Origin of the sequence: Devosia sp., assembly GCF_034675085.1 — a bacterium.
In the GTDB taxonomy this organism is placed as follows: domain Bacteria; phylum Pseudomonadota; class Alphaproteobacteria; order Rhizobiales; family Devosiaceae; genus Devosia.
In genome coordinates this window covers 1-10,892 of sequence record NZ_JAUCDN010000096.1, presented here as the reverse complement: position 1 = coordinate 10,892, position 10,892 = coordinate 1, and the positions used below count along the sequence as shown (strand labels likewise).

Below are 10,892 nucleotides of genomic sequence, written 5' to 3'. Positions count from 1 at the left end.
CCAAGGGCGCCGCCATCCTGGGACGCGCGGAAATGCTGTCTCCCGCGCTTGAGGAACTGGTCGTCACCCATATCGGGGAAGACCTCAACACCTTCCTCGCCGAGGCGGCGACGCTGTCCGACGCCACCATGCTCGAGATCATCGCCCGCTACGATATTCCCGCCGCCGCCGTCATCGCCGGGCGTGCCGATCTCTCCAATGTCGTGCTGGCCAAGCTCTTCCAGATGAATTCGCGCAAGGTCTATCGCGCGCTGGCCGCCAATACCGCCATCGTGGCGCGCGGCGCCTATCTCAGCGCCCTGGCCCGCTCGGCCCAGATGGACCACATGGTCGCCGAGGCGCTGGCCGCCCGCAGCGATTTCGACACCGCCCTTCTGGCCCCCGCCTTCTTCGATCTTTCCGATACGGACCGGGTCAAGGTCATCCATGCCTTTGCCCACCGGGAGACGCCGGCGGCGCCAATCAGCAAGACAATTGAACAGCTTACCGTTGCCAACCAGGACCTTACCCGGGCGCTGATGAAGCTGTTTTCCGAAAATCGCCGCCCCGAGGTCACGCGCCTGCTCGCCCAGATCACCGGGCTCGACGAGGTGCGGTGTGGCCAGATCGCCCATGACGTCACCGGCGCCTCGCTCTTCGTCATCCTGCGTGCCTTCGGCTGCACCGCCTATGATGGGCTCAAGGTGCTCATCCATGCCACCAGCCATGATGGCGAACGCTCGCGGGCGCTGGCGGATTTCGCTACGCTTTTTGGAAATGTCTCGCCGGAATCAATGGCTTATCTCGTCAGCGCCTGGCGTGGCGAGGTCAATCTGCTCGAGCTCAACAAGCCCGAATACAAGCCGTTCATCGCCGACGCCCCGCGCCGCTCGCCGGCCAATGTACTCTCGCCGGCGCACAATCCGGTGGTCGATCAGGCCATCGAGGCACTGGCCCGCATCGGCGCCCGCCGCGCCAGCTAGGAGACGATATCGATTCCGGGATCGTCGCCCCGGAGATCGAGGCTCAGCACCCATAGATCGGGATCGAATCGCGCTTCCTGGGCGATGCGCTCGACGACCTTTTCCGGCTCGACCCGTGCAAAGCGCTTCTGGAACACCAGCCCGGCATCGTCGCGCCGGCTGACCAGCGGCGCCGGGGTGAAAAGCGAGCGCGTGCCGTCGAGATGATCGATCTCGATAAAGATCTGGCCGGCAATGGGATCGCCCTTGCGGGCGACCACGCAGATATGGCCCAAATCATTGTGCCGCCTGATGAAAGCGGAACACCACAGATCACTGCGGAACGCGCCCACTAGATGTCGGCGCCCGCCTGGCGCAACAGGCCGACCAGATCGGGCTTGATCTGTCCCGTCACCCGGTAGCTGTGGAAATTCTCGAATTCCCGAATGGCCCGGGCGGTGGCGTCGCCGGGATGGCCATCGATGGAACCGCGATAAAAACCGAGGCTGGCCAACCCGCGCTGGATGGTGCTGACCAGTTGCACATTATTGGCCGGAGCCACGGAGGCGGTCGCCACGGGGGCCGGCGCCGGGGTGGAAACGACCTGGGTGGGCACCGGCATGGTCTGCGCCGGAGCCGAAGCAGTGCCGCGCGCGCCGTCGACGGCGGCGACGATGGAATCGATGGTGTTGGCGGCGGCATTGCCGATGGTGTCCACCGCTTGGTCGACGGGTGACAGATTGGGCAGGCGAGCCACCACGCGATCAGCCTGCTGGGCCGGAACCTGCTGCACCACCGGCTGGGCGACGACCGGAGCCGGAGCAGTTACCGGCACGGGTTGGGCCACCGGCGCGGCGGCGGCCTGGGGCGCGGCGCCCGTTGCATCGGCGCGCAGGATGGCGTCGATCACGCCGGGCGTCAGCGCGCCGGTGGAGGGCATGCCGTTGCGGGTCTCGAAAGTGCGGATGGCGTTGGCGGTCATCGGCCCGTAAAAGCCATCGACCTTGCCGTTGAAAATCCCCAATTCGCTGAGTTTTTTCTGCACGGCAAAGGCGTCGCGATTGCCGACCGGCGCGTCGGGAACAACAGCGGCACCGACGGGCGCCGCTACGCTGCCGGTTGTTTCCACCAGTGCCGGAACGGCGGGACGCGCCAGCGCCGGAAGCGGCTCGGGGGCAACGGCGATTTCGGCCATCGTTTCAGCCATGGGCGCCACCGGGGCGAAGAAGGGCGCGGGATGGCGTTCCGATTGCATGTAAAGCGCATTGCTCGCCGCCATGGCGGTGAGCGTGACCAGGGCGAGCAGGCCGGTGGAGGCCAGGGGCGCACGCATATATTGCGCCAATGTCCATTGGCCGGCCCGGCCCAGCGACGCGGCGACGGCGCCGCCCGCCAGAAGGGGCAGGCGCGAGAGAGTGGTGGCTGTCATTGCGCTTTTCTTTTTTCGTCTTGCCATAGGTGTACAGGAGCGGCAGCAGGCTCGCGATGCAGAGGAGTGACGGTGGCAGTCTCGCCGCTCTTTATTGCCGGACCGTTTATGGGCAGCAAAACGGTGACGGTTGTCCCCGATCCGATCTCGGACATCGCCCGCAAGGTGCCGTCATGCAGTTCCACGAGGCCCTTGACGATGGAAAGGCCCAGCCCCGTTCCCTCGTAGCGGCGCTCCAGCCCGCCCTGAACCTGGAAAAACGGCTCGCCCAGGCGCTCGAGCGATTCGGGAGCCATGCCGATTCCCCGGTCGCTGACCGAGAGGTTGAGAGATTGCCCCTGCCGCTTGAGGCTCACCGTCACCTGCCCGCCGGCATGGCTGAACTTGATGGCGTTGGACAGCAGGTTGAGCAGGATCTGGCGGCAGGCGCGTTCGTCGGCCACCAGCATGGGCAGGGCGGTGGCAATATCGGCGACCAGCGTCACCTGCTGGCGCCGGGCCATCGCCTCGACCATGCTGAAGCAGGGCTCCACCATGGTTTCGGCGGCAAAGGGTTCGGTCTGCAATTCGAACCGGCCGGCCTCGATCTTGGACATATCGAGCAGCATGCGCACCACTTCGAGCAGATGCTTGCCGCTCTGGTGGATGAGATTGGCATATTCCCGGTGCGTGCCCGACAATTCCCCGCCGATGCCGCTGGTCATCATCTCCGAAAAGCCGACAACGGCATTGAGCGGGGTGCGCAGCTCATGGCCGATGGTGGCGAGGAACCGCGACTTGGCCTCCGAGGCTTCCTCGGCGCTGCGCCGGGCCTCGGCCATGGCCATTTCATCGTCCTTGCGGCCGGTAATGTCGCGGAACAGGGCCACCACCTCGTGGCGCTCGCCCGGATGATCGGCGTCGATGACCGGCGAGAAGCTGACCTCGGTCCAGACGAAACGGGGAACGCCGCCGCTGGCGCGCGGATCGTCCTGACGCATCCGCACCTCGATGGTACGTGTGCGCCCGCCCTGGCTGGCATCGGCAAAGGCCGACAGATAGGCCGGCCGGTCGAGCACATGCACCCGCTCGCCCAGATTGCCGGCGGAGAGTTCATAGCGCTGGCAGCCGAACAATTGCTCGGAGGAGCGCGATGCGAGCAGCACTTCGCCATCGCTGGAAAAGCGGATCACGCCATCACGGACATGCTCGATCAAATGGCGATAGGCCGTCACCTGCGCCTTGTCATAGACCTCGTAGGCCATGTTAATGCGGTTGGCCGTATGGAGCACCAGCACGACACTGGCGATGAACATGGCCGCCGAACTAACGGTCAGTAGCGCCGGATCGAGGGGAATTGCCGGGGCCGCGAAGGTGGCGCTGACAAAGGCCAGGGCGAACACGCCGGCCAGCATGACCCAGCTCTGGCGGCGCAGCGTCCGATTGCCTTGCAGCGCGGCCAGAATGGGCGCCATGACGGCAATGGCGAGGCCCGCGTCACCCAGCCGGCCATCGGCCAGGGTCAGGATACAACCCAGCGCCAGAAGCGCATAGACCTGGCCGGCCGCCGCTTCCTCGAAGCGGCCGCGCTGATGCAGGCTCAGCGTCACCATACCGGCGGCGAGGCCCATAAGGCCGAGCGCGAAAGGCAGCGGGGCTCCGGCAAGCAGCCAGTGCATGGAAAAGGGCAGGCCGAGCAGGCCGAACAGGACCAGCAGACGCGAATTATTGGCCAGCGTTCTGCGCCGCAGGATTTCCGGGCGGTTTCCGCTGCCGGCGGCCATGGCTATCTCTTTGCTTTCGCGGAAAGAGAAAAGGCTACGCATACACATTACTCACTATCGCGGCGCCAGCGGTATCGGGTGCCCAGGACACCAGAAGTGGGGCCTGAACGCGGTCAGGTCTTGTTGGGGCCACCCTGCCGGCCAAGAGCTAAGGCGAGCTTAAATCCCCCTGCCCTGCGCGCGCCTTGCCGGCTCATCCGGGCGGGTTTCTAGGCTTAGCGTAAACAACCCGTTGCCGAAGGAGAGCGGCATTTTCGTAAAATTTTATCGAAAGCGCGCAGCGGCGCTTAAGAGGCCGCGCCTAGGGTTGCATCGAGGCAGGCAAGAGCCCGCCGACTTCTGGATTGGCCGATGTTTGCAATTGCTCGTTCCATTTTCTGGCTGACGCTGGCCTATGTGGTCATCCGACCCGGCGTCGAGCTGCCCGATCCGCAGGCGGCGCAGGCCGAGGCGATGGCGGCGGGCAGCCGGTTCGTTGCCAGCCAGATCCAGGCCATCGAATGCACCAGTTTCGAATGCCTCGGCGCCAGGACGCTGGCCGCCGCTGCATTTTCTTCTTCCCCGTCCGCCGGCACGCCCATGCATGAGATGCCGGCAAGCACTCCGGTCCCCTTCCCCAGGCCCCGGCCGGACCGGGCGGGATAAAGGGCGCCTTCGGACGCCCAGGTCAAATCCAGCGGTCGCTTCACTTCCCCAGGTGATGCACTCCAACGACCCTGGCCCTGCCGCAAGCACGCTGCCCCGTGCTTGCGGCTTTTTCTTTGCGTGCTCCCGCACTGGTCAAGCCGCCCTCGATTGACTAGATAGGGCTCATGAACCCGCCCCAGGCCTTTCAGGACATCGCCGACAACCTTTCCTTTCTCGATGACTGGGAAGATCGCTACCGCTATCTCATCGAACTGGGGCAGGCCCTGCCCCGACTTGCGGAAACCGAGAAATCGGACCGCAACAAGGTTCACGGCTGCATCTCCCAGGTCTGGCTGGTGGCCGACCGGCGCGAGGAGAAGGGCGAGACCATCCTCTCCTATCGCGGGGAAAGCGACGCCATGATCGTGCAGGGGCTGGTGGCGGTGCTGCTGGCGCTCTACTCGGACCGGCCCGCAGCCGCCATCGCCGAAACCGACGCCATCGCCATCTTCGATGCCTTGGGGCTGCGCGAGCATCTGACCACGCAGCGCTCCAATGGGCTGGTGGCCATGGTCAACCGCATCCGCGCCGAGGGCCAGGCGGCAGCCTGAGCGCTGGCCGCCACCCCTTTACGGCTTTTCGGCGATGAGCGGCAGGCGCCGCTCCCGCCAGCCCTGCACCGGCGCGCTGTTTTTCCCCGCTGCTTCCTCCCGCAGGCCGAATTGCGCCGCCAGCTGCTCGAGGCTGATGCGCAGCACCAGCTTGGCGCTGCGCCGGGGCCAGCGGCGCTCGGTTTCCACCTGTTGCAGGCCCTTGCCCAAGCCGCAGACATCGAACAGCACCCCCCAGCACTCGGCGGGCAGCTTGCTGGCGATGCGGCTGAGAGCAAGGCGCGCCTCGGCGGCGCCGTCGCCCATGTGAGCGGTATCGCCCGCCCCGCGCTGGCGGCCGCCGACATGGGCCGGATCATAGCTCATGGTCAGGCGCGGCGGCAGTTGCGCCCGCCGCACCAGGGCTTCGAAGCGCGTGGCGGCGGCGAGATGATGGGACGCGAGGAACGCCTCCTGTCCCCGCCCCGCGATGCGACTGGCGGCCGGGCCCGCCGGCTGCTCAGGCCGCATGATCGTCATCCCCCGCCAGCCGCGCCTCCAGCGCGCGCTCGAGCGCACAGACCTCGGCATCGAAACGCGGATCGTCCCGCATGTCCTCGATCAGGGCGCAGGCATATGAGACTGTTGTCCTATCGCGCCCGAAGGCTTCCCCGATCTCGGTAAGGCTGCGCCCGAACACCACATGGGCCAGATACATGGCGAGCTGGCGAGCGCGGGCCGTGGCCAGACGGCTGCGGCTCTTGTGCATAAGCAGGCGAATAGGTACATTCCTTTGGCGTGCGACAAGGGCGATCACCTCGTCACAGGCTCGCAGGGGCGCAGGCCTCCAGGGCGAGCGGGGCTGGCCATTTTCAAGCAGAACACCGTCATACATATCCACGCCTCATCACGTATAAGGAATTTATTCCTATATACTGCGATGGCGCAAGCGGGGCGGGGATAAGTGGGTGATGAAAAGAAAAACGGCCGCTTTTGGGGCGGCCGCTTGCAGCTCGGGGGAACTGCCGGATGGATGCTTCCTCTGAAGCGGAAAGGGGCGGCTATGCCGGATCAGGCGACCTTGCGGCCCAGGCCATTATCCTTGGCGAGACGCGAACGGGTGGCCGAATAGCTGGGTGCGACCATGGGGTAGTCGGCAGGCAGGCCCCACTTCTCGCGGTATTCTTCCGGCGAGAGGTTGTAGTGGGTGCGCAGATGGCGCTTGAGCGACTTGAACTTCTTTCCGTCTTCAAGGCAGATGATATAGTCGGGCGAAACCGACTTGCGCACCGGCACGGCAGGCTTGAGCTCTTCGACCGGCGCCGGCGCTTCATTGGCCTGCAAGGCCTGCAAGGCGCGATGGACGTCGCCGATCAGCTTGGGCAGGTCGACGGGGCTGACGGCGTTATGGCTTACATAGGCTGAGACGATATCGCTGCTGAGCTCGATAAGATTGGGCTCGTAACCGGCCTCAACACCAGCGGTGTCACTCATAATTCAACCTTTCATTATTTTTTAATTGAACGCAACGGGGCAGTCGCGGTCATAAGACGCTTGTATGACTGTTTACCAGGCTCCGCAACCCAAGCGATCTACCCAACACATCGTAGATTTGGCTTACTTGACGCCGAAAATTGTCATCTTTTAGACTTCATTTGGTCGATCGCCATATTTTGCTGCCGTAATTCAGGGACGCGATGACTTGGCGGATAGAAAAGATGCGTGCTGCGTGCAGCATTGGCAGCAGAAAAGCACAGACCACAATTGCCTGAAGTAAAATGGACAGCTGCGGCAGGCCGAAATCGTCGCCCATATGATTCTTCCGATCCCGAAGGTAAGATTTAAAGCCGCCGCGAGCGCAGGCAAGCCCAAAGCCGTCGAAAAGCCGCTTTATCCAGAAGTACGGCAAGCCCTTTTCTTGCCGGCCGTCGGGGCCTATGTGAGGGGGCCCACCCACGGACCCGTTTCATGACCAAGCCCATCCCGCCCGTCGCCGCCCGCAAACCGCATGCCTCCACGTTCCACCATCAGCGCCGCGACGACCCCTACCATTGGCTGCGCGCCGCCAACTGGCAGGAGGTGATGCAAAAGCCCGAGACGCTGGACACAGACATTCGCGCCTATCTCGATGCGGAGAACAGCTATTTCGAGGCGGAGTTCGGCAAGCCCACCGACGCGCTGCAGGAAACCATCTACAAGGAGATCCGCGGCCGCATCAAAGAAGACGACAGCGGTGTGGCATCTCCCGATGGCCCCTATGCCTACAACTCGCGCATGCTTGAGGGTAAGCAGTATCCGCTGATCGTCCGTACGGCCCGTGATGGCGGAGAAGAAACCGTGCTGCTCGACTGCAATATGGAAGCGGGCGAGGCCTATTTCGGCTTTGCCGGCGTCGAGCATGACCGCTCGCACCGCTACCTCGCCTGGGCGGCCGACCGGGCCGGCTCGGAATATTACGACATCGTCATCCGCGACCTCGAAACCGGGCAGGACACCGCCGAAATCATTCGCGAAACGGCCGGTTCCTATGTGTGGAGCAATGACAGCCGCGCCATCTATTATACCGAATATGACGACAACCATCGCCCCTATCGGGTGCGCCTGCATGTCATCGGCACCGACCAGGCCGACGACAGCATCATTTTCGAGGAAAGCGATCCCGGCTTCTTCGTCGGGGTCGGCCGTACGCTCAGCGACCGCTATATCGTCATCGATGCCCATGACCACCAGACCAGCGAATGCTGGCTGATCGACGCCGAGACCGGCGGCGCGCCGCGCCTGGTCGCCCCGCGCCTCACCGATCGGGAATATGACGTCGAGGAGCGCGACGGGCTGCTCTACATCCTCACCAATGCCGACGGCGCCGAAGACTTCAAGGTGGTGACCGCCCCTGCCGACGATCCGCGCCCCGAGAACTGGACCGATCTGGTGCCCCATCGCCAGGGCGTGCTGATCCTCGACACCATCGTCATCCGCAACCATCTGTTGCGCCTTGAGCGCCATGAGGGCCTGCCGCGCATTGTGGCGCGTGACCTGCGCACCGGCGATGAGCAGACGGTGGGCTTCGAGGAAGAAGCCTACGCGCTGGGCATGTCGGTGGGCTATGAGTTCGACACCTCGGTGTTCCGTCTCACCTATTCCTCGCCTACCACGCCTTCGCGCACTTATGACCTGGATCTGGAGACCGGCCTGCGCACCCTGCTCAAGGAGCAGGAAGTGCCCTCCGGCCACAATCCCGACGATTACGAGACGCGCCGGCTCTTCGCCACTGCCAGCGATGGCGAGCAGGTGCCGGTGACCCTGCTCTACCGCAAGGGGCTGGCCCTGGACGGCGCCGCCCCTGCCCTGCTTTACGGCTATGGCGCCTATGGCATGTCGATGCCGGCCTCGTTCTCGATTTCGGCGTTGTCGCTGGTCGATCGCGGCTTCGTCTACGCCATCGCCCATATTCGCGGCGGCATGGAAAAGGGCTATCGCTGGTATCGACAGGGCCGGCGCGAGCACAAGACCAACACCTTCACCGATTTCATTGCCGCCGCCGAAATGCTGGTCGAGAAGGGCTATACGTCCAAGGGCCGCATCGTGGCGCAGGGCGGCTCCGCCGGTGGCATGCTGATGGGCGCCATCGCCAATATGCGGCCCGACCTGTGGGGCGGCGTTCTCGCCCAGGTGCCGTTCGTCGACGTGCTCAACACCATGCTGGACGATACCCTGCCGCTCACCCCGCCTGAATGGCCCGAATGGGGCAATCCCATTGCATCGGCAGCGGACTATGAGCGCATCGCCGCCTATGCCCCCTATGAGCAGGTGGTGGCGCAGGATTATCCGCCCATCTTCGCGCTGGCCGGGCTCACCGACCCGCGCGTCACCTATTGGGAGCCGGCCAAATGGGTCGCGAAATTGCGCGCAACCAAGACCGGCGATGCGCCATTATATCTCAGGACCAATATGGGCGCCGGGCATGGCGGAGCCTCGGGCCGGTTCGACCGGCTCAAGGAAACCGCCATGTGCTACGCCTTCGCCCTTTATGCCGTGGGGCTGGAAGGGGAATTTCCCAAGGGCTGACGGTTGCCCTATACCAGTTTCATCAACCTCAGCGTCTATCCACTAGGAGGCTCTTATGACGACCAAATTCACCTTGCCGCCCCTGCCCTACGCCTATGATGCGCTTGGCCCCTACATGTCGGCCGAAACGCTCGAATATCACCACGACAAGCACCACCAGGCCTATGTGACCAATGGCGAAAAGCTGCTGGAAGGCTCGGGGCTGGAAATCCTGGCGCTGGAGGACATCGTCAAGGAGAGCTACGGCAAGAACCAGGGCCTGTTCAACAATGCCGGCCAGCACTACAACCACGTGCATTTCTGGAACTGGATGAAGCCCAATGGCGGCGGCACCAAGCTGCCGGGCAAGCTGGCGGCCAAGATCGATTCCGATCTGGGTGGTTTCGACAAGTTCCGCGCCGATTTCATCAATGCCGGCACCACCCAATTCGGTTCGGGCTGGGCCTGGCTGTCGCTCAAGAACGGCAAGCTTGAAGTCACCAAGACCCCGAACGGCGAATCCCCGCTCGTTCATGGCGGCAAGCCGCTGCTGGGCGTGGATGTGTGGGAGCACTCCTATTACATCGACTACCGCAATGCCCGTCCGAAATACCTCGAAGCCTGGTTCGACAATCTGGTGAACTGGGAGCATGTCGAGCTGATGTTCGAAGAAGCGCTTTAAGCGCCCGCTTCCCCGATTCAGAGCCCGCCATTCGGCGGGCTCTTTTCTTATGGGTGGGCGGTTTTCCCCGGCCATTAGCCATTTCGTTCAAGGCGCGCTTCAAACCTTTCCGGCCTCGTGGTAACGCTTCGTTTACCATTGAGGAATTTCCGTGTCTCAACCGGCAAAAGTCGTCGCCATCATCGCTGCAAATCCGGCGCTTTCCTCGCTTCTCGCGAGGGTGGTCGCCGGCGACTCGCATCTCAAGGTGCGCCAATTCGAAAGCGAGATCGAGCTCATCGCCTATATGCGCATCGCGGCAATCGACCTGCTGGTATGCGATTTCGACCGGCAGGATCGGCCTGCCTACGAGATGGTCGAATCGATCCGGCTGAATAACGAGCTGGTCAGCCAGGACGTGCCGGTCATCGCCCTCACCCGCACCATCACCCCGCCCATGCGCCATCAGGCCATCAGCGCGGGAATCGATGAAATGATCATCAAGCCCATGTCACCGCGCCACCTGCTGCAACGCATTCAGGCGCGCCTGCGCAATCGCAGCGTCGTGGGTGTCCTGGGGGGCTATCGCGGCCCGGAGCGGCGCAACCGCGCGCCCATGCCCAGGCCGCATCCGGTGCCGGCGCGCCGGCTCAGCGACAATGTGGTGCAGCTCTTCCCCGACAGGCGCAAGCCGCGCCATCCGGGGCTGGACGGCTGAGCCCCTACCGCGCCTCGACCACCAGCCGCATCAGCCGCGCCCACAGATCCTCGATGGTGTCGGCAAACTGCACGGCGCGCTCATAGCCGGCGAGGCCCGGCGCCAGCACGTCGGCGGCA

At 64.1% G+C, this 10,892-nt stretch carries 13 protein-coding genes; 6 read left to right on the top strand and 7 right to left on the bottom strand.

The genetic code is table 11. The features are described from left to right. Positions 1-962, top strand: a 962-nt coding sequence (locus tag VDP82_RS08090; RefSeq protein WP_323014341.1) for a DUF2336 domain-containing protein, incomplete at its 5' end; no start/stop codon positions are given. On the opposite strand, the gene VDP82_RS08085 is transcribed toward VDP82_RS08090, so the two are convergent. Genes VDP82_RS08085 through VDP82_RS08075 form a run of 3 tightly spaced genes read right to left on the bottom strand, consistent with a single transcriptional unit; the run spans position 959 to position 4,133 of the window. Further along, positions 959-1,294: a DUF1491 family protein gene (locus VDP82_RS08085; RefSeq protein WP_323014340.1), complete on the bottom strand. Its 336-nt coding sequence runs from the start codon at positions 1,292-1,294 to the stop codon at positions 959-961. The genes VDP82_RS08090 and VDP82_RS08085 overlap by 4 nt on opposite strands. Further along, positions 1,294-2,370: a peptidoglycan-binding domain-containing protein gene (locus VDP82_RS08080; protein WP_323014339.1), complete on the bottom strand. Its 1,077-nt coding sequence runs from the start codon at positions 2,368-2,370 to the stop codon at positions 1,294-1,296. Before VDP82_RS08080 ends, VDP82_RS08085 begins: the two co-directional genes overlap by 1 nt. Further along, positions 2,367-4,133 carry a PAS domain-containing sensor histidine kinase gene (locus VDP82_RS08075; protein WP_323014338.1) on the bottom strand — a complete coding sequence of 589 codons (1,767 nt, stop codon included), beginning with the start codon at positions 4,131-4,133 and terminating at the stop codon, positions 2,367-2,369. The genes VDP82_RS08080 and VDP82_RS08075 overlap by 4 nt, the downstream gene beginning before the upstream one ends. A gap of 351 nt (positions 4,134-4,484) precedes the next feature. Here VDP82_RS08075 and VDP82_RS08070 point away from each other — a divergent pair, with 351 nt between their 5' ends. Both VDP82_RS08070 and VDP82_RS08065 read left to right on the top strand, forming a co-directional pair. Then, a complete protein-coding gene (locus tag VDP82_RS08070; protein WP_323014337.1) occupies positions 4,485-4,778 on the top strand; it encodes a hypothetical protein in 294 nt (97 codons plus the stop codon). Between the two features lie 167 nt (positions 4,779-4,945). After that, on the top strand, positions 4,946-5,371 hold the full coding sequence (locus VDP82_RS08065; protein ID WP_323014336.1) for a SufE family protein: 426 nt from the start codon (positions 4,946-4,948) through the stop codon (positions 5,369-5,371). 18 nt (positions 5,372-5,389) lie between these two features. Here the strand turns inward: VDP82_RS08065 and VDP82_RS08060 are convergent, their stop codons facing one another. The 4 genes from VDP82_RS08060 to VDP82_RS08045 all read right to left on the bottom strand — a co-directional run bounded on the left by VDP82_RS08060 (position 5,390) and on the right by VDP82_RS08045 (position 7,163). After that, positions 5,390-5,881 (bottom strand): DUF6456 domain-containing protein, encoded by a 492-nt coding sequence (locus VDP82_RS08060; RefSeq protein ID WP_323014335.1) that lies wholly within the window; start codon positions 5,879-5,881, stop codon positions 5,390-5,392. Beyond that, the gene (locus VDP82_RS08055) at positions 5,871-6,245 is read right to left on the bottom strand and encodes a helix-turn-helix domain-containing protein (protein ID WP_323014334.1); all 375 of its coding nucleotides are present in this window, start codon (positions 6,243-6,245) and stop codon (positions 5,871-5,873) included. Before VDP82_RS08055 ends, VDP82_RS08060 begins: the two co-directional genes overlap by 11 nt. Positions 6,246-6,421: 176 nt before the next feature. Further along, entirely contained in the window at positions 6,422-6,844 is a 423-nt protein-coding gene (locus VDP82_RS08050; RefSeq protein ID WP_323014333.1) for a MucR family transcriptional regulator, read from the bottom strand. Positions 6,845-7,001: 157 nt separating this feature from the next. Next, positions 7,002-7,163: a hypothetical protein gene (locus VDP82_RS08045; RefSeq protein WP_323014332.1), complete on the bottom strand. Its 162-nt coding sequence runs from the start codon at positions 7,161-7,163 to the stop codon at positions 7,002-7,004. Between the two features lie 155 nt (positions 7,164-7,318). Here VDP82_RS08045 and VDP82_RS08040 point away from each other — a divergent pair, with 155 nt between their 5' ends. From VDP82_RS08040 to VDP82_RS08030, 3 genes are all read left to right on the top strand, one after another. Beyond that, positions 7,319-9,415 carry a S9 family peptidase gene (locus VDP82_RS08040; RefSeq protein WP_323014331.1) on the top strand — a complete coding sequence of 699 codons (2,097 nt, stop codon included), beginning with the start codon at positions 7,319-7,321 and terminating at the stop codon, positions 9,413-9,415. 55 nt (positions 9,416-9,470) lie between these two features. Beyond that, positions 9,471-10,076 (top strand): superoxide dismutase, encoded by a 606-nt coding sequence (locus VDP82_RS08035; RefSeq protein ID WP_323014330.1) that lies wholly within the window; start codon positions 9,471-9,473, stop codon positions 10,074-10,076. A gap of 151 nt (positions 10,077-10,227) precedes the next feature. Continuing rightward, positions 10,228-10,773, top strand: a complete 546-nt coding sequence (locus tag VDP82_RS08030; RefSeq protein ID WP_323014329.1) for a response regulator — start codon at positions 10,228-10,230, stop codon at positions 10,771-10,773. Positions 10,774-10,892: the final 119 nt, after the last annotated feature.

Excerpts from the sequence above, each read along its gene's own strand:
- VDP82_RS08040 (WP_323014331.1), top strand. The coding sequence starts at position 7,319 with ATGACCAAGCCCATCCCGCCCGTCGCCGCCCGCAAACCGCATGCCTCC.
- VDP82_RS08075 (WP_323014338.1), bottom strand. The coding sequence starts at position 4,133 with ATGGCCGCCGGCAGCGGAAACCGCCCGGAAATCCTGCGGCGCAGAACG.
- VDP82_RS08050 (WP_323014333.1), bottom strand. The coding sequence starts at position 6,844 with ATGAGTGACACCGCTGGTGTTGAGGCCGGTTACGAGCCCAATCTTATC.
- VDP82_RS08035 (WP_323014330.1), top strand. The coding sequence starts at position 9,471 with ATGACGACCAAATTCACCTTGCCGCCCCTGCCCTACGCCTATGATGCG.
- VDP82_RS08065 (WP_323014336.1), top strand. The coding sequence starts at position 4,946 with ATGAACCCGCCCCAGGCCTTTCAGGACATCGCCGACAACCTTTCCTTT.
- VDP82_RS08080 (WP_323014339.1), bottom strand. The coding sequence starts at position 2,370 with ATGACAGCCACCACTCTCTCGCGCCTGCCCCTTCTGGCGGGCGGCGCC.
- VDP82_RS08070 (WP_323014337.1), top strand. The coding sequence starts at position 4,485 with ATGTTTGCAATTGCTCGTTCCATTTTCTGGCTGACGCTGGCCTATGTG.
- VDP82_RS08045 (WP_323014332.1), bottom strand. The coding sequence starts at position 7,163 with ATGGGCGACGATTTCGGCCTGCCGCAGCTGTCCATTTTACTTCAGGCA.
- VDP82_RS08055 (WP_323014334.1), bottom strand. The coding sequence starts at position 6,245 with ATGTATGACGGTGTTCTGCTTGAAAATGGCCAGCCCCGCTCGCCCTGG.
- VDP82_RS08060 (WP_323014335.1), bottom strand. The coding sequence starts at position 5,881 with ATGCGGCCTGAGCAGCCGGCGGGCCCGGCCGCCAGTCGCATCGCGGGG.